Annotated in this window: 20 protein-coding genes; 7 read left to right on the top strand and 13 right to left on the bottom strand. The window is 71.1% G+C overall.

The window, feature by feature from the left end:
* Positions 1-63 precede the first annotated feature (63 nt).
* The 3 genes from ACWD1U_RS14435 to ACWD1U_RS14445 all read left to right on the top strand — a co-directional run bounded on the left by ACWD1U_RS14435 (position 64) and on the right by ACWD1U_RS14445 (position 3,195).
* Positions 64-558 carry an FBP domain-containing protein gene (locus ACWD1U_RS14435; protein ID WP_451107443.1) on the top strand — a complete coding sequence of 165 codons (495 nt, stop codon included), beginning with the start codon at positions 64-66 and terminating at the stop codon, positions 556-558.
* Between the two features lie 88 nt (positions 559-646).
* On the top strand, positions 647-1,909 hold the full coding sequence (locus tag ACWD1U_RS14440) for an FUSC family protein (RefSeq protein WP_451107445.1): 1,263 nt from the start codon (positions 647-649) through the stop codon (positions 1,907-1,909).
* Between the two features lie 89 nt (positions 1,910-1,998).
* Complete coding sequence (locus tag ACWD1U_RS14445; protein ID WP_451107540.1) at positions 1,999-3,195, top strand: lactonase family protein; 1,197 nt, start codon at positions 1,999-2,001, stop codon at positions 3,193-3,195.
* Here the strand turns inward: ACWD1U_RS14445 and ACWD1U_RS14450 are convergent.
* From ACWD1U_RS14450 to ACWD1U_RS14475, 6 genes are all read right to left on the bottom strand, one after another.
* Complete coding sequence (locus tag ACWD1U_RS14450) at positions 3,163-3,891, bottom strand: DUF2470 domain-containing protein (RefSeq protein WP_451107446.1); 729 nt, start codon at positions 3,889-3,891, stop codon at positions 3,163-3,165. The genes ACWD1U_RS14445 and ACWD1U_RS14450 overlap by 33 nt on opposite strands.
* An 85-nt stretch (positions 3,892-3,976) precedes the next feature.
* The gene (locus tag ACWD1U_RS14455; RefSeq protein WP_451107448.1) at positions 3,977-4,102 is read right to left on the bottom strand and encodes a hypothetical protein; all 126 of its coding nucleotides are present in this window, start codon (positions 4,100-4,102) and stop codon (positions 3,977-3,979) included.
* 263 nt (positions 4,103-4,365) lie between these two features.
* On the bottom strand, positions 4,366-5,208 hold the full coding sequence (locus ACWD1U_RS14460; RefSeq protein WP_451107450.1) for a pentapeptide repeat-containing protein: 843 nt from the start codon (positions 5,206-5,208) through the stop codon (positions 4,366-4,368).
* Between the two features lie 111 nt (positions 5,209-5,319).
* Complete coding sequence (gene sigJ, locus ACWD1U_RS14465; RefSeq protein WP_451107451.1) at positions 5,320-6,222, bottom strand: RNA polymerase sigma factor SigJ; 903 nt, start codon at positions 6,220-6,222, stop codon at positions 5,320-5,322.
* A gap of 20 nt (positions 6,223-6,242) precedes the next feature.
* Entirely contained in the window at positions 6,243-6,977 is a 735-nt protein-coding gene (locus tag ACWD1U_RS14470; protein WP_451107453.1) for a PIG-L deacetylase family protein, read from the bottom strand.
* A gap of 50 nt (positions 6,978-7,027) precedes the next feature.
* Positions 7,028-8,329, bottom strand: coding sequence for an alpha/beta fold hydrolase (locus tag ACWD1U_RS14475; protein ID WP_451107454.1), 1,302 nt, complete (start codon positions 8,327-8,329; stop codon positions 7,028-7,030).
* Positions 8,330-8,772: 443 nt separating this feature from the next.
* Here ACWD1U_RS14475 and ACWD1U_RS14480 point away from each other — a divergent pair, with 443 nt between their 5' ends.
* Entirely contained in the window at positions 8,773-10,794 is a 2,022-nt protein-coding gene (locus ACWD1U_RS14480; protein ID WP_451107456.1) for a cell wall-binding repeat-containing protein, read from the top strand.
* Positions 10,795-11,025: 231 nt separating this feature from the next.
* On the opposite strand, the gene ACWD1U_RS14485 is transcribed toward ACWD1U_RS14480, so the two are convergent.
* From ACWD1U_RS14485 to ACWD1U_RS14515, 7 genes are all read right to left on the bottom strand, one after another.
* Complete coding sequence (locus ACWD1U_RS14485; RefSeq protein ID WP_451107458.1) at positions 11,026-12,051, bottom strand: LacI family DNA-binding transcriptional regulator; 1,026 nt, start codon at positions 12,049-12,051, stop codon at positions 11,026-11,028.
* Positions 12,052-12,138: 87 nt separating this feature from the next.
* Positions 12,139-13,563: a BNR repeat-containing protein gene (locus tag ACWD1U_RS14490; RefSeq protein ID WP_451107459.1), complete on the bottom strand. Its 1,425-nt coding sequence runs from the start codon at positions 13,561-13,563 to the stop codon at positions 12,139-12,141.
* Positions 13,564-13,579: 16 nt separating this feature from the next.
* Complete coding sequence (locus tag ACWD1U_RS14495) at positions 13,580-13,900, bottom strand: L-rhamnose mutarotase (RefSeq protein WP_104784503.1); 321 nt, start codon at positions 13,898-13,900, stop codon at positions 13,580-13,582.
* Positions 13,901-13,935: 35 nt separating this feature from the next.
* Positions 13,936-15,021, bottom strand: a complete 1,086-nt coding sequence (rhaS, locus tag ACWD1U_RS14500) for a rhamnose ABC transporter substrate-binding protein (RefSeq protein ID WP_451107461.1) — start codon at positions 15,019-15,021, stop codon at positions 13,936-13,938.
* 12 nt (positions 15,022-15,033) lie between these two features.
* Complete coding sequence (locus ACWD1U_RS14505) at positions 15,034-16,062, bottom strand: ABC transporter permease (protein ID WP_451107463.1); 1,029 nt, start codon at positions 16,060-16,062, stop codon at positions 15,034-15,036.
* Positions 16,055-17,095 carry an ABC transporter permease gene (locus ACWD1U_RS14510; RefSeq protein WP_451107465.1) on the bottom strand — a complete coding sequence of 347 codons (1,041 nt, stop codon included), beginning with the start codon at positions 17,093-17,095 and terminating at the stop codon, positions 16,055-16,057. Before ACWD1U_RS14510 ends, ACWD1U_RS14505 begins: the two co-directional genes overlap by 8 nt.
* Positions 17,092-18,609, bottom strand: coding sequence for a sugar ABC transporter ATP-binding protein (locus ACWD1U_RS14515; protein ID WP_451107467.1), 1,518 nt, complete (start codon positions 18,607-18,609; stop codon positions 17,092-17,094). Before ACWD1U_RS14515 ends, ACWD1U_RS14510 begins: the two co-directional genes overlap by 4 nt.
* A 261-nt stretch (positions 18,610-18,870) precedes the next feature.
* Between ACWD1U_RS14515 and rhaI the strand changes: the two genes are divergently transcribed.
* The 3 genes from rhaI (at position 18,871) to ACWD1U_RS14530 (ending at position 23,626) form a co-directional block, all read left to right on the top strand.
* Positions 18,871-20,031 carry an L-rhamnose isomerase gene (gene rhaI / locus ACWD1U_RS14520; protein ID WP_451107469.1) on the top strand — a complete coding sequence of 387 codons (1,161 nt, stop codon included), beginning with the start codon at positions 18,871-18,873 and terminating at the stop codon, positions 20,029-20,031.
* Between the two features lie 110 nt (positions 20,032-20,141).
* Complete coding sequence (locus ACWD1U_RS14525) at positions 20,142-22,181, top strand: bifunctional aldolase/short-chain dehydrogenase (protein ID WP_451107471.1); 2,040 nt, start codon at positions 20,142-20,144, stop codon at positions 22,179-22,181.
* Entirely contained in the window at positions 22,178-23,626 is a 1,449-nt protein-coding gene (locus tag ACWD1U_RS14530) for a rhamnulokinase (protein WP_451107473.1), read from the top strand. The genes ACWD1U_RS14525 and ACWD1U_RS14530 overlap by 4 nt, the downstream gene beginning before the upstream one ends.
* Position 23,627: the final 1 nt, after the last annotated feature.

Raw genomic sequence — 23,627 nt, forward strand, 5'->3', positions numbered from 1 at the left:
GTCTAACCTGAGCCCGAATCCTAGGACCCCTAGGTTTCCGGGAACGACAACCAGGAGCCTCCCATGAGAGCACTCACCGAGCAGGACATCCGCGACTCCTTCATCAACTGCTCCAAAGGCGAGGCCAAGCGCCTGGCCGTCCCCCGCGATCTCGCCGAGCGGCCCTGGGACGATCTCGACTTCCTCGGATGGCGGGATCCGGGGGCGCCCGACCGGAGCTATCTGGTGACCGAGCGGGGAGGGCGGCTCGTCGGACTGGCGATGCGGTTCCAGACCGCGCAGCGGGGGTTCTCGCACCGCAGCATGTGTTCGCTGTGCCTGACGACGCACCCGCGGGGCGGGGTCTCTCTGATGACCGCGCGCAAGGCGGGGGCGGCGGGGCGCGAGGGGAACTCCGTCGGGGCGTACATGTGCACCGACCTCGCCTGTTCCCTGTACCTGAGGGGGAAGAAGGTACCGGAGACCGGGGCCCGGTTCGAGGAGAGCCTCACCCTGGAGGAGCAGATCGGGCGGACCATGGGTCATCTCACCGCTTTCCTCGACAAGGTGTCCGGCTGACCGCCCCTCGGTCGCCCGTGGTTTCCCCCTGCTCTAACGTCCTTCCTGGATGCGTTCGAGGCCCGAGAGGAAGGGGAACAGCCCGAGGATGCGAGAGGTACGTGAGTGGACGGCGCACGCCGCGAGGATTCTGAGGAAACGGCGTGACCCCGTTGTCGTCCAGACGCTGCGGTCCGCGACCGCGGCGACGATCGCCTACGTCATCGCGCTTCGGCTGAGCCCCGAGAAGGCACCGCTCACCGCTCCCCTGACGGCACTGCTGGTCGTCCAGGTGACCCTGTACGCCACCCTCACCAACGGCTTCCGGCGGGTGAACGCGGTGGTGACCGGGGTTCTCGTCGCCATCGCGTTCAGCCTTCTGGTGGGCCTGACCTGGTGGAGCCTGGCGCTGCTCCTCGTGGCCTCGCTGGCCGTGGGGCGTCTGGTCCGGGTGGAGGAGTACGTCCCCGAGGTCGCCATCAGCGCGATGCTGGTCCTCGGCGTCACCACCGTCGGCGACACCGCCTGGGCCCGGGTGGTGGAGACGCTGATCGGCGCGGTCGTCGGGCTCGGCTGCAATCTGCTGCTGGCCCCGCCGGTGTGGGTGGAGGAGGCGGGCGAGTCGATCGAGGGCCTGGCCCGCCGGCTGCGGCAGCTGATGCTGCGCATGGGCGAGGAGGCCGCCGGCGTCCGGGCCGGCGACCATGTGGACCGCGCGGCGGAGCGGCTGCACGAGGCGCGGCGCCTGGACCACGACATCGTCGAGGTGGACGCCGCGCTCACGCAGGCCGAGGACAGCCTGCGGCTCAACCCGCGCGTCCGGGAAGGCCTGCTGCACCGGGTGGTGCTGCGCACCGGCCTGGACACCCTGGAGATCTGCACGGTCGTCCTGCGCGTGCTCGCACGCTCCTTCACCGACCTCGCGAAGCAGCGCGAACCGGAGCCGCTGTTCGGGCCCGAGACGGGCGCCGCACTGGAGCAGCTGCTGTCCGAGATCGCCGACGCCGTGGTCAGCTTCGCGGTGCTGGTCACCACCGACCTCAGCACGAGCGCCGAATCGGCGGAGGAACGTCTCGCCGCGGAACTGCGCGCCGCTGCGGGTACCCGCGACAGGCTGGCCCTGCTGCTGCGCGAGGAGGCCGAACGCGAGAAAGAGCACTGGCAGTTGCCCGGCGCTGTCCTCACCGAGGTCAACCGGATCCTCGACGAGCTCGACACCGAGCACCGCACCAAGCGCCTGTTCGAGGAGCTGGACCGGGTGTCGACGGAGCAGCGCGCCCGGATGCCGCGGCTGACCCGCCTGCGCGAGCGTCTGGGCGTTCAGGAGCAGCTGTGGCGGAGCCGGGCGGGGTTCGGCGAGCGTTCTCGCTGAGGGAGCGCCGGTGCCATTGTTGCACCCGCCGGGTGATCCACGCCAAGGTGGCTGTGGCGACGGGGACGAGTGACGATCTGAGGGGCGACATGGGCAGTGGTGGCTGGAGCAGGCGCCGGTTCGTCGGCGCACTTGCGGGCGGGACCACCGCGGCGGCGCTGCCCTCCTGTGACGACAACGCGCCCGCGGCCTCGACGCCCGCGACGACGGCTCCCGAGGTGAGTACCAGCCCGTCCCGCGGGACCCGGCGCCCCGCCGGGCCCCGCCCCCTGCACCTCGGCACCTACACATCCGTCGAGGGCGGCGGCAAGGGCATCGGGCTGGCCACGTACGACCCGTCGACGGGCCGGATCACCGGCGCCGGCACCATCACCGGTGTCGGCGATCCGTCGTACCTGGCGATCCACCCGGACCACCGCACGCTGTACGCGGTGAACGAACGCGAGGACGGCGCCGTGACCGCCGTCCGGCTCGCCGACCGGAAGGTCCTGGGCAGCCGGAGCACCGGCGGCGCGGCCCCCTGCCACCTGTCGGTGCATCCGGGCGGACGCTGGCTGCTCAGCGCGAACTACGGCTCGGGCAGCGTGGCCGTGCACCCGATCGACACCTCGGGGGCCCTCGGCGAGCGCACCGACCTGGTCACACACTCCAGCCCACCGCCCGGCCCCGGCCAGGAGGGGCCGCACGCCCACCAGATCATCACGAGCCCGGACGGAGGCCATGTCCTCGCCGTCGACCTGGGGACGGACACCGTCTACACCTACCGGCTCGACGAGAAGGCCGGCACGCTCACCGAGGTTGCGCAGGCGCGGACCCGGCGGGGCGCCGGACCGCGCCACCTCACGTTCCACCCCGGCGGCCGGTACGCCTACCTCGCCGACGAGGCCGACAACACGGTCGCGGTCTGCGCGTACGACCCGGCCTCCGGCCGCCTGCGCATCGGTGAGGCGCAGTCCACGGGCACCGGGCCGGGCACCAGCTACCCGGCACAGATCCTGGTGACCCCGAACGGCCGGTACGCCTATCTCGCCAACCGCGGCGACAACAGTCTCACGCGCTACGCGATCGAGGCGGACGGTGCCCGGCTCAGGCTGCTGGACACGGTGCCGGTGGGCGGGGACTTCCCGCGGCAGATCGCCTTCTCGCCGGAGGGCATGCTGCTGTTCGCCGCGAACCAGAAGTCCTCCACCGTCACCGTCTTCCAGGTGGACGAGGCGAACGGCGAACTGCGGCGCGCCGGAGCGTCGTTCCCGTCACCCGTCGCCGTCTGTGCGCTGCCGTTGTAGGGCCCGCGGGCAGGACGCGGCGGTCGCCCGGCCGAGCAGGACGTGCATGCGCTCGGTGAGCTGCGCGACGTCGTCGGCGGGCGCGTGGAAGGCGAGGCGTACGTCGCCGTGGGCGCGGGCACGTTCGATGCGCAGGGTCAGCCCGTGCCGGTCGACGGCGAGCGGCTGGACGCGGACCGCGCCGTGCAGGCTGTCGGAGTCGACGAGGCGCGTGAGGCGTTCGACCGCGTCGGCGTGACAGTCGGCGAGGTGGGTCAGCAGCCTCGCCTCGGCCGTGGTGAGCGGGTCGGGTGCGGCGGCGGCGAACTCGTGGAGGTCCACGGCCACCGCGCCGGACGGCTGCCGCAGCACCACACGCGTGGGGGTGAAGGCCGGCCGCCCCTCCTCGACGGCGAACCAGCCCGCGAGCCACAGCCGGGCGCGGATCCGGTTGCGCACGGGGACGGGTGCCACGTCGGCGAACTCCAGCACCGCCGACGGCTCGCCGCGGGGCGCGCAGATCGCGGCCGCGAGCAGGGCGCTGTCCTCGGGCACGTCCACGAGCACACGGCCGTCCTCGGCCACCGTGTGCGCGCCGACCAGCTCCTCTCGCGCGCCCTCCGCGGTCACCGAGCAGGACCACGCGGCGGCGAGCACCGAGCGCGCCCGCTCCGCCGCGGCAGGAGCCGCCGTCCAGCTGTGGCTGTCGTCACCCATCCAAACCTCCTTAGGTAAGCCTTACCTAACCTACCGAAGAACGAAGTGCACGCCAACCACGCCACCTGCTCTTTGCGGAACCTTTTCAGAGCGCGAGGACACCCAGCAGAGCGCGGGCGCACACCTCGCGCACCCGCTCCCGCTCCGACTCCGTGTCGCGCAGCCACTCCAGGCAGACGGCCGTGCACGTGTGAACCCGCCGTGGGAGCAAGGGAGATCGTGTCCTGACGGAGGCGTCGATACGGGCCGGGCAGCCCAAGGGGTTCTGGAGTGCCGAGCCGGGCCGGCCGGAGCTGGACCGCACGGCGCCGGTTCGCCCCGCACGAGGCGACATCGGTGCTCGGCCCGCCGATGCGCCGTTGCGAGCTGCGGACCGACCCGGCCTACCGGCTGCGTGTGATGGAACGGCTGCGGCAGATGCCGGAAAACTTGCGGTTGCATCCGGAGCGCCGAATGCCGGTGCGGCAACCGGCCTCAGACCTGCGCTGTCCAGTGCCCGGGGCGGGTGACTGACTCGGGGAGCCGGGTGCCGGCACTGCCCCGGGCCGCGTCCAGCTGTGGCTGGGTGAGGAAGAACGCCCCGGTCAGGTCGGCGTCCGTGAGGTCCGCGTCGCGCAGGTCGGCACCGATCAGGTCCGCGCCCCGCAGGTCCGCGCCGGTGAGGTCGGCGGCGATGAGGTAGGCGCCGCGCAGGTCGGCACCGCGCAGGTCGGCGCCCTTGAGACGGGCGCCCATGAGGTCCGCGCCCCGGCGGTCCTTCCCACGGCCCTTGGAGCCGGCCCGGGCCAGCTCGCTCGTCCTCAGCAGCAGGACGTTGATCTCCTCGCGGTGCGCCGCCACGTCCAGCTCGGCGAGCTCCTCGGGGGTCCCGCCGGTGAGCTCCTCGGTCTTCTCCAGGGCCCTGCGCAGATCGGCGTGGACCGGGCGGGCCGCGGCCAGGGTGAGCGCCTCGGTCAGATACCACAGCAGCTCGTGCAGCTGGCGGACGACCGGGAACACGTCGAACATGCGGCGGGCGTGCTCCGGCGGGCCCGTCCGCCAGTCCTGCCCGCCGAAGGTGATCTGCGAGACCTGCTGTCCGGCGCCGAAGCAGTCGTAGACCGTGCAGCCGGTGAATCCTTTCTGCCGCAGCCGGGCGTGGATGCCGCAGCGGTGGTCGGCCCGGAGGTTGCGGCAGGGTGTGCCGGCGCCCTTGTCCACCGCGAAGTCGGCCGAGGCGGTGAAGGGCAGAGCGACGCAGCACAGTCCGAAGCACCGCTCGCAATCGCCGCGCAGTTCCGCTCGCGCGGCATAATGATCTCGCATGGCGTTCAGCATACGAAACGACAACTCACCGGTAGTTTGCGGCCCTGTGGCCCCCGCCTCCGCCGGGCGGGCGGGGCGTGGACCCGCGCCGCACCGTCGCACCGTCGGCCGTCGCCGCCTGAATCAGCCCGTGAGCCCGGGCGCCTTGAGGCGCCGCAGGCGCTCGGGGTCGGCCAGGATGTACATGCCGGTGATCCGGCCGCCGGTGATCGTGACGCCCATGACCGACTGCACGCGGCCCCCGGGCGCGTTGACCACCCCGACCGTGCCGTTGACCAGCACCAGCTCCGCCGACTGCGCGAACCGGGCGAACATGAGCGCCTGCTCCGCCACCACCTTCGCCCCCTGCACGAGCTTGGACACCGCCGCGCCCCGCACCAGCGCACCCGAGTCGGCCCGCAGCACCACATCCGGGTGCAGCAGCGCCAGCAGCGCCTCGAAGTCCCCGGCGCGCGAGGCCGCCAGGAAGGCGTCGAGCACAGCTTTCTGCCGGCCCAGGTCCGGGTCCGTCGACGGGGTGGCGCCGCGCACCCGGCGCCGGGCCCGGCTCGCCAGCTGCCGGGTCGCGGCCGGGCTGCGCTCCACGATGGGCGCGATGTCGTCGAACGGCAGGGCGAACATGTCGTGCAGCACGAACGCGAGCCGCTCGTCGGGCGCCAGGTTCTCCAGCACGACGAGCAGGGCCAGTCCCACCGAGTCGGCCTGGAGCACCTCCTCCGCCGGGTCGATGTGCGTCAAGGGCCGGAGCACGGGGTCGGGGACGAACGTGCCGAGGCTGTTGTCCATCGGCTCCTCGCGGCGTGCGGCGCGGGAGCGCAGCAGGTCCAGGCACACCCGGCCGGTCACGGTGGTCAGCCAGCCGCCGAGGTTCTGGATGTCGTCCGCGTCAGTGCGGCTGAGCTTCAGCCAGGCCTCCTGGACGGCGTCCTCCGCCTCGGCCAGTGACCCGAGCATGCGGTAGGCGACGGCCTGCAACCGGCCTCGGTGCTCCTCGAACCGGCCGGCCAGTTCCTCACTGCCTGTCATGGTCTCCCCCGTCATCCGCGTCATCTGCTGAACAGTTCGAACGCCACCGCCGGCCTGCCCCCGAACCGCTCCCCCGTGGTCTCGGCGTGCCGGGTCAGGAAGCCGCGGACGTATGTCTCCGGATCCTCATCGGTCAACACCTCGATGTAGGTGCGGTGTTCCAGCAGGGAGCGCACCGCGCGTTCCATGCCGGGTGTGGCGTCGACGGCGTGCGTGGGTGTGCTGGACCCGGCGACGGCGACCCAACGCACGCCCTGCCAGGGTTCGAGGCCCTGCTCGACGAGTTCCGGGAAGATCCACCGGTTGCCGGCGTCGCCTGCCGCGTCGAGCGTGGCGCGGCCGACGGCCACGTGGTCCGGGGTGTTCCAGGCGACACCGCCCCAGGTGTCCCGGTGGTTGAGCGTGATGACCAGCTCGGGCCGGTGCCGGCGGATCGCGGCGGCGATATCGCGGCGCAGGGCGGTGCCGTACTCGATGACGCCGTCCTCGTGGTCGAGGAACTCCACCTCCCGGACGCCCACCACCGCCGCGCTCGCCCGCTGCTCCCGCTCCCGCAGCGGGCCGCACCGCTCGGGTTCGATCGTGTCGATGCCCGCCTCGCCCCGGGTGGCGAGCAGGTAGGTGACCTCGCGGCCCTCGTCGGTCCAGGTCGCGATCGCCGCCGAGCAGCCGTACTCGAGGTCGTCGGGGTGTGCCACGACCGCGAGGGCACGGTGCCAGTCTCTGGGCATGGGCTGGAGTTGAGTGGTCGTCATGTCGGCAGGCTAATCCGCGCCACCGGCTTCACCACGCGTCCGGCACGGCATCACGCCTCGTCCCGCGCGAGCGCCAGCAGGCGGTCGAGGACGCGCGGGCCGCCGGTGCGGATCCCGTCGTGCTCGAACTCGTCCGTGATCCAGGTGCGCAGACCGCGGATCGTGCGGGCGGTGCGCAATGAGTGGGCCGTGTCGACGTACATGTCGTCGTGGTAGACGGCCGCCACGACCGTTACCTCGTTGGCGGCGAGGCGGGCCGGGTCGTACAGGGGCGACCAGTCGGTGCGGACGGCGAGCAGGTCGGCGGTCTCGCGCAGCGGGCGCAGGGCCGGGTCGCAGTCGAACATCCACGGGTGGATCGACTCTCCGGTGAAGAGCAGCGGTTCGTCGCCCGCGAGGGCCTGGGCGGCGTCGAACTGCGGGAACTCGGCGCGGACCCGCTCGGCCGACCAGGCGGTGGGCCGGGCGTCCTGCCCGTAGATCGACTCGTGGATCAGGGCGTACAGCGGGTGGCGGGCGTAGGAGAGCATGGCCTGCGCCTGTTCCAGGAAGGCGTCGGAGAGCGTGGTGCCCTGCGGGGTGCGGACGAAGGCGTCTTCGAGGAGGTAGTGGAGGCGGTGGGTGCCGTCGCCGGTGCCGAGGACGATGCCGAGGGACTGGAAGGCCTCGACGGTGAGCCGGTAGCCGTTCGGCAGGACCACGTCGTGGGTCAGGAGGTGGTCGGCGATGCGGCGGGCGCGTTCGGCGTCCTGCGGGTAGCGGGCGTAGTGGGCGGTGACCTTGCGTTCGATGCGCGGGAAGGCGGCCCGGTAGACGTCGTCGGCGTGGGCGTCGAGGGAGGGCAGCCCGCCGGTGATGACGGCGGTGGCCAGACCCTCGGGGGCGAGGGAGAGGTAGCTGGTCGCGCAGAAGCCGCCGAAGCTCTGGCCGAGGACGGTCCAGGGGGCGCCGCCGGTGACCTCGGCGCGGACGGCCTCGCAGTCGCGGACGATCGAGTCGGCGCGGAAGTGCGTGAGGTAGTCGGCCTGTTCGGCGGGGCCGCCGCGCAGCGGGAGCGTCTGCCGGTTGGCGGGCGTGGAGTGGCCGGTGCCGCGCTGGTCGAGGAGGAGGACGCGGTACTCCTTCAGCGCGCGGCCGAGCCAGCCGGGCCTGCCGACGGAGCGGTCCGCGCCGAAGCCGGGCCCGCCCTGGAGGTAGAGCAGCCACGGCAGGTCCTGGTGCGCCTTGTCGCTCGCGACGACCTCGCGGGCGTACAGCTCGATCGTGTCGCCCTCGGGGCGGTCGTGGTCGAGGGGGACGGTGAAGCGTCGGTCGGTGAGGACGACTCCGGGCTGGCGGTAGCTGGCGGTCAACAGGGCTCCCGGGACGGACGGATTGTCGGACCGCGTCCCAGTTCATCACAGGGAACGTCCGCGAGTGAGCCCTGCGGACCGCGACGGGGGCCGTTCCCCGGGCCGGATGAGTCCCTGGTGCAGGGCCGGGGCGAGGTCACCGGCGATCCGTTCGGCTGATGTCTCGGTGAGAGCGCTCATGCACGCGCCGTGGAGAACCTGTCTGGTCCGGTTGACAGGTTCGGGGAAGTTGCTGAAGCCGCGGAGCGAGGTGGCGACACGCATCGCCGGCCGACCGCAGGTTCCGGCCGCTTGGTCATCGGCCAGTAATGCCGGGAGCCCCTGTCTTCACAGCGGTCGTGACCTGCGGCTATTGTTTCGCCGCTGTCGTGCGGACGAACGTGAAGCCGTCCATTCGCCTTGGGGGAGGGGATCGGCAGCCATCCATTCACTGTGGGGGTACATTGAACCTGCGTACGCGCCGCAGATCCGCGGCGCTCACCACTGCCGCCGCGCTCGCGGCGGGCCTCATCGCCGCACTTCCCGGGTCGGCCGCCGCCGTTCCCGGCAACTGGCCGGCCACCGACGGGAAGCTGCTCTACACGGACGTCGGCGGCCAGATGGCGTTCGTCCGTCCCGACGGGTCATCGTGGTCCCAGTTCCACCCGACCGGAGACCAGGGCGCCTGGTCCGCCGACGGCAGCCAGGTCGCCTTCGTGAACCACTACGACGACCACATCCGCACGGCATGGGCCGACTCCGAGACCACCGGCGCCGACATCGCCATGCCGTCGGGCAGTGGCTGGCATCCTGCCGATCCGACCTTCTGGTACGGCGGCGGCGACATCGTCTTCACGGCCGGCGGCCGGCTACGGCTGACCGCGGCCGACGGCACCCGCACACCGAAGGCCCTGTTCGGCACCGATGTCGACGGCTGCGACTCCGAGCCCAGCGGCGCGGTGAACGGCATGCTGGCCTTCGTACGCACGGGCACGAGCTGCGGGACCGCGGGCGCCCCGGCCGTCTGGGTCTACAACGGCCGCTCCGGGGCGTTCACCAAGCTGGCCGACGACGCGAAGGACCCGAGCATCTCCCCGGACGGCCGGTCGGTGGCCTTCACACGGTCGGTCGACGGGCACAGGCAGCTCTTCAAGGTCAACACCGACCGCACCGGGCTCACCCAGCTCACCACGGACGCCGTGGACCACAACCGGCCCGCCTGGTCGCCGCAGGGCAACCGGATCGCGTACGACGTTTTCGTCTCCGGCGACCCCGACGTCCCCAGCGGACCCCAGGTGTGGATCCACGACCTCGGCACGGGCACGCAGACGCAGGTGCCCCAGGGCACCGGCACCGACGTGGCCTGGCAGCCGCTCAGGGACAACGCGATCTCCCGCGTCTACGGCTCCGACACCTACGCCACCAACATCGCGTCGTCCAAGTGGACCTGGAACACGGTCGGCGCCGGCGCAACCGGCCTGCCGAACGCGAACGCGGCCGTGCTCATCAGCAAGTCCGACGCGGCCTACGCCACCACCGCGACATCGCTGGCCGGCAAGAAGCGGGGGCCGGTGCTGATGACCTCCGGGACGGGCCTGGACTCCTCGGTGCAGACGGAGCTCAAGCGCATGCTGCCCAAGGGCAGGACGGTGTACCTGGTCGGCGGCACCAAGATCCTCAGCAGCGCGGTGGCGTCCAAGGTGACCTCGCTCGGGTACGTGGCCAAGCGGCTGTCCGACGTCTCGCGCTACTCGACCTCGGTGGCCGTGGCCAAGGCCATCACCAGCACGCCGAAGTACGTCTTCCTCGCCACCGGCACCGACTACCACAACGCCCTCGCGGCGAGTTCCGCCGCCGGTTCCATGGGCTCCGCCGGTACCGCGACCGTCCTGCTGACCGACGGTTCGACCATGACCGCGTCGGTCTACGGATACCTCAACAAGTACAGTCCCGGCACGACGAAGATCATCACGGTGGGAACCGACGCCGAGTCGGCGCTGACCAAGGCGTACAAGGCCGGGAAGATGCCGAACTGGCCCGGCTCGTACAGCTACTACCGGGTCGCCGGCTCTACGCCGCAGTCGAACGCCGTACAGCTCGCCAACCTGTGGTGGTCGCTGCCGCCGAACGCCGCCGTGGCCTCCGTGGGAAGCTGGCGGGGCGGTGTCTCCGCGTCCTCGGCGATGACCACCTACGGCCCGCTGCTGTGGACCGACGTCACCTCGCTGCCGTACGACACCAAGCGGTACCTGATGCGGATGTCGTCGAGCATGTACCACGTGGCCGTCTTCGGCGGCTCGGGATCGGTCGACGCCTCCGTCATCCCCAAGATCGGTGCGGCGATCGGCGTGGGCACCCGCTACGTCTACACGCCGTACTACAAGGGCGTGGCGCCGCAGACCACGACCGCGCAGCCGCTGTCCGGCGGCACCGGGGCCGCGCCGAGCCCGGATCTCGCGCCACTGCGGGTGACGGCCACGAAGTAGCCCTCGCGGACTTCAGGGCCCCGACCGGTCAGCCGGTCGGGGCCTTCGTTGCGGCCGCTCGGACGATGCCGCGGGGACCGGCCTGGCGTTCGGTCGGCTCGGCCGCGTACTCGCGCGTCAGAACGTTCCGGCACGTGAGGCAAGTGGAGGTCCGTCAGGGCGCCCACTCCGGGTCGTACAACGGCCGGCGCGTCGGCCGATCACGAAACCCCGCTGAACGGCGGTTCAGGCTCAGCGGGCGGACAGGCTGGAGCGGCGGACCACCAGCTCGGGTTGGAGCACGACCCTCCGGTGCTCGTGCGGCCGGGCCGGGCCCTCCTCTTCCGTCTCCTCCAGGAGCAGGTCGGCGGCCATGGCGCCCATGGTGACGGCGGGCTGTCTGACCGAGGTGAGCGGGACGGCCGCGGCGGCGGCGAACTCGATGTCGTCGTAGCCGACGATGGCGAGGTCGTCGGGGACGTCCACGCCGGCGGCGTACATGGCCTGCAGGACGCCGAGGGCGAGCAGGTCGTTGGCGCAGAACACGGCGGTCGGCCGGTCGGCCAGGCCGAGCAGGCGGGCGCCCGCGTCCCGGCCGGCGGCGACGTCCAGCCGTTCGGTGGGCAGCTCGCGCAGCGCGTCGGGGCCGAGCCCGGCCTCCGCGAGCGCTTCGAGGGCGCCGGTGCGGCGGTCACGGACCTGGTTCAGGCCCGGCGGGCCGCTGACGTAGGCGAGGGAGCGGTGCCCGGCGTCGACGAGGTGGCGTACCGCCAGGGCGCCGCCCGCCACGTCGTCGACGGAGACCGAGCATTCGGTGGTGCCCTCGGCGACCCGGTCGACCAGGACGAACGGGATGCCGTGCCGGCGGAACGCCCCGATGTTGCGGCCGGTCGCGTCGGCGGGGGTGAGCAGCACGCCCCGTACGCGCTGCTCGGCGAAGAGCGACAGGTACTCCGCCTCCTCGCCCGGGTTCTGGGCGCTGTTGCAGACCATCACGCCGAGGCCGGCCTGGCGTGCGGCGCGTTCGGCGCCGCGCGCCACGTCGACGAAGAAGGGGTTGCCCATGTCGAGGACGAGCAGCCCCATGATGCGGCTGCGGCCGGCGCGCAGCTGGCGCGCGGACTCGCTGCGGACGTAGCCGAGCCGGTCTATCGCGGACAGCACGCGGGCCCGGGTCTCGGTGGCGACCGTGTCCGGGCGGTTGATCACGTTCGAGACCGTGCCGACGGAGACTCCGGCGGCGCGGGCGACGTCCTTGATACCCACCGACTGGGCCATCGGGCAGGGACCTCCAGAGGGTGATGTGGGGGGGGCGGCCGGGGCGGCTTCACATTACCGGCAGGCCGCCCCGGCGACCGGCTTCGGTCAGGCAGGCAGGCGGAAGTCGATCACGCGCAGCGCCGAGGGCGTCGTACCGCTGGACTTCTCCTGGTACATGAAGGACAGCACCCCGTCCTGCGCGACGCGTGTCTCGTCGATGACGACCTCGCCGAAGGCGTTGAGGCCGCTGCCGTCGAACAGGATCCTCCAGTCGGTGTGTCCGGAGGCCGCCGAGGCTCCGGCGATCCGCCCGAAGGGGAAGATCGCGTAGGCGTTGTCGTACTTGTCCAGGATCAGCTTGGTGCGCTGGCTGGAGTTCAGCGGGACCGGGATCTCGGTCTTCTGCCAGGTGCCGGAAGCGTTCCTGCGGACGTGGAAGGCACGGCCGTTGCGCGTCCGGTCGGAGACGTAGTTGGTGGTGCACTGCCCGAAACGACCGGGGACGTAGGAGATGATCGCGTGCGGCCGGCCCGCGGAGTCGGTGAACTGGCTCTCCTGGTTCATCAGGGAGTGGTCCGGGTTGAGCGGGTCGACGACCAGGCCGGCGTCGTTCACGGACACCTTGTCGGAGCCGCCGGTGACGCCGACGACGGTGCCCGCGTTGTTGCGCCAGGTGCGGCCGCGGTCGTCGGAGTAGACGTAGCCGGTGTCGTGGTTGGTGATGCCGCCGCTGCTGCACATCACGGCGCCGTTCTGCTCGCGCCAGGTGAAGAAGGAGTGCAGCCGGCCGCTGCGGTCGTAGTCGATGCCGTGCAGGTACATGTTGCGGGCGGTCGAGGAGCCGTGCTCGCTGCGGTACGTGCCGGTGGAGCTCGACCACTCGCCGAGGTTGGTCCACCTCGTGCCGTCGTACTCGGCGAGCGCGTTGCGGCCGTTGCCGGAGACGGCGACACGGTAGCTCAGCTGGAGCCTGCCCTCTGGCGTGGAGATGAACTGCGGGTAGGTGAACTGCGAGGTCAGCGCCAGGCCGTCCAGCGTCGACTGGGGCGCTCCGAAGCGGCTCGCGGTCCAGCTCAGCCCGGCCGGGTTGTCCATGAGCCCGGCGACCGACTTGACGTAGGTGAAGCCGTCGCTGTGGGAGTCCATGTTGAGGTGGAGGCGGCCGTCGACCTTGGAGACGCCCATGGAGATGACGTTGTGGGAGTCGTTGTAGCGCAGGGTGTGGCCGACCTGCACGGTGGACCAGCTACTGGCTCCGAGGGCGCGGCGGCCTACCACGGCGTTGCGGTCGGCGGTGTACCAGACGGCGTACTGGTAGCCCTTGTAGGTCAGCAGGCCGTTCTTCTGGAACGAGTTGTTGTTGACCAGCCCGTCGTACGACACGAAGAAGATGGCCTGGCTGTCGAGGGTGGTGGTGCCGGTCCGGGTGACGGAGGGGCCGGGGTCGGCGGCGCGGGCCGTGCCGGCGGCGAGGGCGGGGGTCACCACGGCTCCGGCGAGGGCGGCGGCCAGCAGGGTACGTCTGTGCATCTCGTGGACTCCTTCGTCAGGCGAGGTGGAACACTTCCGTGAGCGGTTTCATGGCCTCGTCGGGCCGGGCGCCGTCCAGCGACTCGAAGAACGGCGCCATCTCCGCCTGCCAGCGGGCGTTGACGTCGGTGGCTTCCATTCCGGCCTGGGCGGCCGCGAAGTCCTCGGTCTCCAGGTAGCCGACGAGCAGTCCGTCCTCGCGCAGGAAGAGCGAGTAGTTGTGCCAGCCGGTCTCCGAGAGTGCCTGGAGCATCTCGGGCCACACCGCGGCGTGCCGCTCGCGGTACTCGTCGAGGCGGTCCGCCCGGACCTTCAGCAGGAAGCACACGCGCTGCATCAACAGCCCTTTCGGTGATCGAAAAAACGCGGTGATCAGAAGTTGAACCGGTCGATGTTCTTGGCGTCGAAGACGGTCGGCTTGCCGAGGCTGATCACGCCGTCCTTGCCGATGGTGTACTCGCCCATGGAGCCGGCCTTGAAGGTCTCGCCCTCCTTGCCGGTGATCTGCCCGGAGGACAGCGCGACGGCGGTACGCGCCGCCAGCTCGCCCAGCTTCGCCGGGTCCCACAGCTCGAACGCCTCGACGGTGCCGTTCTTGACGTACTTGCGCATGTCGTTCGGGGTGCCGAGGCCGGTCAGCTTGACCTTGCCCTTGTACTTGGAGCCCGACAGGTACTGGGCGGCGGCCTTGATGCCGACGGTGGTCGGGGAGATGATCCCCTTCAGGTTCGGGTACTCCTGGAGCAGGCCCTGGGTCTGCTGGAAGGACTGCTGGGCGTCGTCGTTGCCGTACGCGACCTTCACCAGCTTCATGTTCTTGTACTCGGGCTTCTTCAGCTCGTCCTTCATGAAGTCGATCCAGGTGTTCTGGTTCGTCGCCGTCTGCGCGGCGGACAGGATCGCGATCTCGCCCTTGTAGTCGATCTGCTTGGCGAGCAGCTGCACCTCGGTACGGCCCAGGTCCTCGGCGGAGGCCTGCGAGACGAAGGCGTTGCGGCAGTCGGGCGTGGTGTCGGAGTCGTAGGTGACGACCTTGATGCCGTTCTTCATGGCCTGCTTGAGCGCGGTGCACAGGGCGCCCGGGTCCTGCGCGGAGACGGCCATCGCGTCGACCTGCTGCTGGGTGAGCGTGTTGACGTAGCTGACCTGCCCGGCGGTGTCGGTGGCGCTGGAGGGCCCGACCTCCTTGTAGCTGGAGCCCAGCTCCTTCAGCGCCTTCTCGCCGCCCCTGTCGGCGGAGGTGAAGTACGGGTTGTTGACCTGCTTGGGCAGGAACCCGACGGTGAGGCCCTTCTTGGTGGCCGCGTTCGGGTCGGCCTTGCCGGCGGTGGCGGCGGAACCGCCCTCGTTCTGCACGTCCTTCTTGGTGGTGCCGCCGCCGCAGGCGGTGAGCGCCAGGGCGAGGGAGGTGGCGGTGGCGAGCGCCGCGCAGCTGCGGCGGAGGGTCGACTTGCGCATGACGATGGTCCTTTACGAGGAAGGGCTGGGTGAGGAGGTCGGAGTCGAGGCGGCTCTGCGGCCCGCCCTCGCTACGGAGATCTGCCGTGCGACCCTGGGGCCGAGCACGGACAGGACGAGCAGAACGCCGGTGACGACGATCTGCGACTGGGCGGAGACGTCCTGGAGGCTCATGACGTTCTGCAGCGCCCCCAGCAGGAACACCCCGGCGACGGCGCCGCCGAGCGTGCCCTTTCCGCCGTCGAAGTCGATACCGCCGAGCAGCACGGCGGCCACGACGGACAGTTCCAGGCCGGTGGCGTTGTCGTAGCGGGCGCTGGCGTAGTGCAGCGCCCAGAAGATCCCGGTCAGTGAGGCCATCAACCCGGTCAGCGTGAACAGGATCAGCTTCTGCCGCTTGACCCGGATCCCGGCGAAACGGGCGGCCTCCTCACTCGCCCCGATCGCGAACAGCGACCGTCCGAACGGCGTGGCGTGCAGCGCGACAACGGCGACGGCGAGCAGGACGAGGAAGGGCAGGAGCGCGTACGGGATGAACGTGTCTCCGATGCGCCCGGCCGCGAAGTCCAGGTACTGGGTCGGGAAGTCGGTCACCGCGTCCGAGCCGAGCACGATCTGCGCGATGCCCCGGTACGCGGCCAGCGTGCCGATGGTGACGGCGAGGGACGGCAGCCCCAGCCTGGTCACCAGCAGCCCGTTGATCAGCCCGCACACCACGCCCAGCAGCAGGCAGACCGGGATGATCGTCTCGATGGCCATGCCCTGGTTCCACAGCGCGCCCATCACGGCGCCGGACAGGCCGGCCGTGGACGCCACCGACAGGTCGATCTCCCCGGAGACGACCAGCAGGGTCATCGGCAGCGCGATCAGCGCGATCGGCAGCGTGTTGCCGATCAGGAACGAGAGGTTGAGCGCGTTGCCGAATCCGTCGACGAGGCCGAAGGAGAACAGCAGGACCACGACGAGCAGGGCACCGACGGCGGAATCCCACCTCTTCAACGCGGACCAGCGGACCGCTCGGCTCAGGGACATGTCAGCCATGGCGGGCGTTCCTCTTCTTCAGGGCGGAGGCCACGCGCAGCGCGACGACCCGGTCGACCGCGATGGCGAGGATGAGCAGGATGCCGTTGATGGCGAGCACCCAGACGGAGCTGACGCCGAGGGCGGGCAGCACACTGTTGATGGACGTCAGCAGCAGCGCGCCGAGGGCCGCGCCGTAGACGCTGCCGGAGCCGCCGGTGAAGACGACACCGCCGACCACGACCGCGCTGACGACCGTCAGTTCGTAACCGCTGCCGGTTCCGGAGTCGACGTTGCCGAACCGGGCCAGGTACATCGCGCCGGCGAGTCCGGCGAGGGCGCCGCAGAAGGTGTACGCGGCGAGGATCCGCTTGCGCACGGGGATGCCGGCGAGGCGGGCGGCCTCCGGGTTGGAGCCGAGCGCGTAGAGCTCGCGGCCGCTGCCGAAGTGCTTGAGGTAATAGGCCGTGGCGATGAGAACCGCCAGCGCGATCAGGGCGAGGTACGGCACCGCGGAGATGCCGCCGGAGCCGAAGTCGACGAATCCGCCGGGCAGATCGGCCGCGGTGATCTGGCGGGAGCCGACCCAGATGGAGTCGATGCCGCGGATGATGTACAGCGTGCCGAGGGTGACGACGAGGGCGGGTACCTGACCGAGGCTGACGAGCGCTCCGTTGAGCAGTCCGAAGCCGATGCCGAGCAGGACCGCGAGCGCGATCGCTACGACCGGGTCGCCGCCGCCCTGGAGGTACGTGCCGGCGGCGAAGGCGCTGATGCCGAGCGTGGATCCGACGGACAGGTCGACGTTGCGCGTGATGACGACGAGGGACTGGCCGGTGGCGACGAGCACGAGGATCGTCGCGTTCAACAGGAGGTCCTTGATGCCCTGCTCGGACAGGAACTCGCTGTTGCCGGCCTGGGTGACGCCGATCATCACCAGGAAGACGGCCAGGATGGCGAGTTCGCGCATCTTGAAGACGCGGTCGACCAGCCGGGTGCCGCTCGACTTGGGCACGTCGGCCACGGGGGCCTCTTGGGGGGTGACGACCGTCATGCGGCGGCCCTCCCGGTGGCTGCGGCCATCACGGTTTCCTCGGTGGCGTCGGAGCGCGGGATCTCGGCGGTGAGGCGGCCCTCGTGCATCACCAGCACGCGGTCGGCCATGCCGAGGATCTCGGGCAGGTCGGAGGAGATCATCAGGACGGCCACGCCGTCGGCGGCCAGTTGCGACAGCAGCCGGTGCACCTCGGCCTTGGTGCCGACGTCGATGCCGCGGGTCGGCTCGTCGACGATCAGCACCTTCGGGCCGGTGGCGAGCCACTTGGCGAGCACGACCTTCTGCTGGTTGCCGCCGGAGAGCGTGTTGACCGTGTCGGCGATCCGGGCGTACTTGACCTGGAGTTTGACGGCCCAGTCGAGGGAGCGGCTGCGTTCGGCGCCGCGGTCCATGAGCCCGGCCTTCGCCGTCGCACGGAGCCCGGTGAGGCCGATGTTCCGCTCGATGGACATGTCCATCACCAGGCCCTGGGCGCGCCGGTCCTCGGGGACCAGGGCGAGTCCGGCGGCCATCGCGGTGGAGGGAGCGCCGTTGACCAGGGCCTTGCCCTGGACGGAGACCTCCCCGGCGTCCCAGCGGTCGATGCCGAAGACCGCCCGGGCGACCTCGGTGCGGCCGGCGCCGACGAGACCCGCGAGGCCGACGATCTCGCCGTGCCGGACCTCGAAGGAGACGTCGGTGAACACACCCTCGCGGGTCAGCCGGCGCACGCTCAGGGCGACCTCGCCGGGCTGCACGTCCTGCTTGGGGTAGAGCTCGTCGAGGTCACGGCCGACCATACGGCGCACGAGGTCGTCCTCGGTCATGCCCTCCAACGGCTCGCTGGCGATCCAGGCGCCGTCGCGCAGGGTCGTGACCCGCTGGCAGATCTCGAAGATCTCCTCCAGCCGGTGGGAGATGAACAGCACGGCGGCGCCCTGCTCGCGCAGGGTGCGCACCACCCCGAAGAGGCGGGCGACCTCGCTGCCGGTGAGGGCGGCGGTCGGCTCGTCCATGATCAGGACGCGGGCGTCGAAGGAGAGGGCCTTGGCGATCTCGACGATCTGCTGGTCGGCGATGGACAGGCCGCGGGCGGGCCGGTCGGGGTCGAGTTCGACCCCGAGGCGCCGCATCAGGGCGGCGGTCGCGTTGTGCGTGGCCTTGTGGTCGATCCGGCCGAGGGCGCGGCGCGGCTGGCGGCCCATGTAGATGTTCTCGGCGATCGACAGGTCGGGGAAGAGCGTGGGCTCCTGGTAGATCACGGCGATGCCGGCGTCGCGGGCGTCGCCGGGGCCGTGGAAGGCGACGGGCGCACCGTCGAGCAGCACCTGGCCGGCGTCCGGCCGGTGCACTCCGGCGAGTGCCTTGATGAGGGTCGACTTGCCGGCACCGTTCTCACCGGCCAGGGCGTGCACCTCCCCGGGGAACAGCTCCAGGGTGACGTCCCGCAGGGCGCGGACCGCACCGAAGGACTTCGATACGTCCCTCAGCGCCAGAACCGGGGCCGGACCCGTGGTGGACGGGTGGGTCATGGGGGCTCCTCGACGACGCCGGCGGGACGGCCCTCCCGGCGTCGTGAAAGGTTTCAACTGGGTTGCCGGGACGTTAGGCGCGCCGCGCATGTCACGTCAATGGGTACCGGTCGAAAATATTTCGAGGGCCGAAGGTCACGCCCTGGTCACGGGAAAAGGTGTGCGCCGGAGGGGTTGACACCCCTTCGGGAGGCCCATAGCTTCGCGTCCTGAATCGTTTCATTCAGTGGTCGTCACGACCCGATGTCACAGGAGCCTGACGTGACCGAGCTCGCCGCGGCGAAGGCCGCTCTCAAGACACAGGCCGTCGAGACGCCGTCGTGGGCGTACGGGAACTCGGGCACGCGGTTCAAGGTGTTCACGCAGCAGGGCGTTCCGCGCACGCCGCAGGAGAAGCTGGACGACGCGGCGAAGGTGCACGAGTTCACCGGGGTGGCCCCGACGGTGGCCCTGCACATTCCGTGGGACAAGGTCGACGACTACGCGGCACTGGCGAAGCACGCGGAGCAGCGCGGTGTGAAGCTGGGGGCGATCAACTCCAACACCTTCCAGGACGACGACTACAAGCTCGGGAGCATCTGCCATCCGGAGGCTTCCGTGCGGCGGAAGGCCGTGGACCATCTGCTGGAGTGTGTCGACATCATGGATGCGACCGGGTCCAGCGATCTGAAGCTGTGGTTCGCCGACGGGACGAACTATCCCGGGCAGGACGACCTCCGGGGCCGGCAGGACCGGCTGGCGGAGGGGCTGGCCGAGGTCTACGAGCGGCTCGGGGACGGGCAGCGGATGCTGCTGGAGTACAAGTTCTTCGAGCCGGCGTTCTACGCGACGGATGTGCCGGACTGGGGAACCGCGTACGCCCACTGCCTGAAGCTCGGGCCGAAGGCGCAGGTCGTCGTCGACACGGGGCATCACGCGCCGGGGACCAACATCGAGTTCATCGTGGCGACCCTGCTGCGCGAGGGGAAGCTCGGGGGGTTCGACTTCAACTCGCGGTTCTACGCGGACGACGACCTGATGGTCGGGGCCGCGGATCCGTTCCAACTGTTCCGGATCATGTACGAGGTGGTGCGGGGCGGCGGGTTCTCGCCCGAGGTCGCGTTCATGCTCGATCAGTGCCACAACATCGAGGCGAAGATCCCGGCGATCATCCGGTCGGTGATGAATGTGCAGGAGGCCACGGCGAAGGCGCTGCTGGTCGACGGTGACGCCCTGGGTGCGGCACAGCGCGGCGGTGACGTGCTGGAGGCCAACGCCGTGCTGATGGACGCGTACAACACCGATGTGCGGCCGTTGCTTCGTGAGGTGCGGGAGGAGATGGGGCTGGACCCCGATCCCATTGCCGCGTACCGGCGGTCCGGGTGGGCCGAGAAGATCGTGGCCGAGCGGGTGGGCGGACAGCAGGCGGGGTGGGGTGCGTAAGCATCTGAGATCCGTTGTCCGCGGGGTGCGGGCCGTATGTGGCCGGTCGCGCGGTTCCCCGTGCCCCTCAGTGATTCACACACTCCTCCCTTGAAAGGAAACTGATATCCATGGCACCCCATCCCGAAGCTGCCGCCCTGCTCGCTCGTTCGCATCGGCTCGGTGCCGATCCCCGCAACACCAACTACGCCGGCGGCAACGCCTCCGCCAAGGGCACCGGGACCGACCCGGTCACCGGGGGCGATGTCGAGCTGATGTGGGTCAAGGGGTCCGGTGGTGACCTCGGCACGCTCACGGAGGCGGGGCTCGCCGTGTTGCGGCTGGACCGGATGCGGGCGCTCGTCGACGTGTACCCGGGGGTCGAGCGTGAGGACGAGATGGTCTCCGCCTTCGACTACTGCCTGCACGGGAAGGGCGGAGCCGCGCCCTCCATCGACACCGCCATGCACGGGCTCGTCGAGGCCGCGCATGTCGACCATCTGCATCCGGACTCCGGGATCGCGCTGGCCTGTGCCGCCGACGGGCAGAAGCTGACCGCCGAGTGCTTCGGGGACAGTGTGGTGTGGGTGCCGTGGCGGCGGCCCGGGTTCCAGCTGGGCCTGGACATCGCGGCCGTGAAGAGGGCCAACCCGCAGGCCATCGGCTGCGTCCTCGGCGGACACGGGATCACCGCCTGGGGTGACACCTCCGAGGAGTGCGAGCGGAACTCGCTGCACATCATCCGGACCGCGGAGAAGTTCCTCGCCGAGCGTGGGAAGGACGAGCCGTTCGGGCCCGTGATCGAGGGGTACGCCGCGCTGAGCGCCGGGGAGCGGCGGGAGCGGGCCGCTGCCCTCGCCCCGTACGTGCGTGCCCTCGCCTCCCAGGACCGGCCTCAGGTCGGGCACTTCGACGACTCCGAGGTCGTCCTCGACTTCCTCGCGAGCGCGGAGCACCCGCGGCTCGCCGCGCTCGGGACCTCCTGCCCGGACCACTTCCTGCGGACCAAGGTCCGCCCCCTGGTCCTGGACCTGCCGCCGAGCGCACCACTGGACGAGGCCATCGCCCGGCTCAAGGAACTCCACGCCGAGTACCGCGAGGAGTACGCCGCCTACTACCGGCGGCACGCCGAGCCCGACTCCCCCGCCATGCGGGGCGCCGACCCGGCGATCGTGCTGGTGCCGGGCGTGGGCATGTTCTCGTTCGGCAAGGACAAGCAGACCGCCCGGGTTGCGGGAGAGTTCTACGTCAACGCCATCAATGTGATGCGCGGCGCCGAGGCCGTGTCGGCCTACGCGCCGATCGAGGAGTCCGAGAAGTTCCGGATCGAGTACTGGGCGCTGGAGGAGGCCAAGCTCCAGCGGATGCCGAAGCCCAAGGCGCTGGCGACCCGGGTCGCGCTGGTGACCGGTGCCGGGAGCGGGATCGGCAAGGCCATCGCGCACCGGCTCGTGGCCGAGGGCGCGTGTGTGGTCGTCGCCGACCTCAACGGCGAGAACGCCGAGGCCGTCGCCGAGGAACTGGGCGGGCCCGACAAGGCAGTCGCGGTGACCGTGGACGTCACGTCCGAGGAGCAGATCGCCGAGGCGTTCCGGGCGGCCGTGCTGGCCTTCGGCGGAGTGGATCTCGTCGTCAACAACGCGGGCATCTCGATCTCCAAGCCGCTGCTGGAGACCTCGGCCAGGGACTGGGACCTCCAGCACGACATCATGGCCCGCGGGTCCTTCCTGGTGTCGCGGGAGGCGGCGCGGGTGATGATCGCGCAGGATCTCGGCGGCGACATCGTCTACATCGCCTCGAAGAACGCCGTGTTCGCCGGGCCCAACAACATCGCCTACTCGGCCACCAAGGCCGACCAGGCGCACCAGGTGCGGCTGCTCGCGGCCGAGCTGGGCGAGCACGGCATCCGGGTCAACGGAATCAACCCGGACGGTGTCGTGCGCGGTTCCGGGATCTTCGCCGGCGGGTGGGGAGCCAAGCGGGCCGCCGTGTACGGGGTCGAGGAGGAGAAGCTGGGTGAGTTCTATGCCCAGCGGACCATCCTCAAGCGCGAGGTGCTTCCCGAGCACGTCGCCAATGCCGTGTTCGCGCTGACCGGCGGGGACCTGACCCACACCACCGGGCTGCACATCCCGGTCGACGCCGGCGTCGCGGCCGCCTTCCTGCGATGAGCGCGGACGTGAAGTCGTACGCCGCGGTCGACCTCGGCGCGTCCAGCGGGCGCGTCATGGTCGGCCGCGTCGGGCCGGACACCCTGGAGCTGGCCGAGGCCCACCGCTTCCCGAACCGGCCGGTGCGCCTGCCGGAGGGGCTGCGCTGGGACGTGCTCGGGCTGTACGCGGGGGTGCTGGACGGGCTGAAGGCGGCCGGGCGGGTCGACTCCGTCGGTATCGACAGCTGGGCGGTGGACTACGGCCTCCTCGACTCGGACGGGGTGCTGCTCGGCAACCCCGTGCACTACCGGGACTCCCGGACGGAGGGCGTCGCGGAGAAGGTGTGGGCGACCGTGCCCGCCGAGGAACTGTACGCCGCGACCGGGCTGCAGTACGCGCCCTTCAACACCCTCTACCAGTTGGCGGCGGCCCGCTCCACGGCCGAACTCGCCGGGGCGAAGCGGCTGTTGCTGATGCCGGATCTGCTGACGTACTGGCTGACCGGCGAGCAGGGCACGGAGCTCACCAACGCGTCCACGACGCAGCTGATCGACCCCCGGACGCGCGACTGGTCGTACGACATCGCCTCCCGGCTCGGCATCGACCTGGACCTGTTCGCACCGCTCAGGCAGCCCGGCGATCCCGCGGGGCTGCTGCGCGACGAGGTGCTGGAGGAGACCGGGCTCACCGGCCCGGTGCCGGTGACGACCGTCGGGTCGCACGACACCGCCTCGGCGGTCGCCGCCGTACCGGCGTCGGGCGAGCGGTTCGCGTACATCTGCACCGGCACCTGGTCGCTGGCCGGTCTGGAGCTTCACGCGCCGGTGCTGACCGAGGAGAGCCGGGCGGCCAACTTCACCAACGAGCTGGGGCTGGACGGCACCGTGCGCTATCTGCGCAACATCATGGGGCTCTGGCTGCTCCAGGAGTGCGTGCGGGCCTGGGGAGACCCGGACCTGGGCGCGCTCTTGCTGGAGGCGTCCAAGGTGGAGGCGCTGCGGTCGGTCGTGGACGCGGGCGACGCGGCGTTCCTCGCGCCGGGGCGGATGCCGGAGCGGATCGCCGAGGCGTGCCGGGTCTCGGGGCAGCCCGTGCCCGAGTCGCCGGCCGAGGTGACGCGCTGCATCCTCGACTCCCTCGCCCTCGCCCACCGCAAGGCGGTCCAGGACGCCCAGCGGCTCGCCGGGCAGGCGGTCGACGTCGTGCATGTGGTGGGCGGCGGCACGCGCAACGCCCTGCTGTGCCAGCTGACCGCCGACGCGTGCGGGCTGCCGGTGGTGGCCGGGCCGACCGAGGCGGCCGCGCTGGGAAACGTGCTCGTGCAGGCCCGGGCACACGGGCTGGTCGGTGACCTCGCGGGGATGCGGGGCCTGCTCGTCCGTACGCAGGGACTGACGCGGTACGAGCCGCGGGGCGGGACCGAGCGGTGGCGTGCCGCGCAGGCCCGGCTCGCCGGCGACTGAC

It is taken from the genome of Streptomyces sp. NPDC002788 (assembly GCF_053592115.1).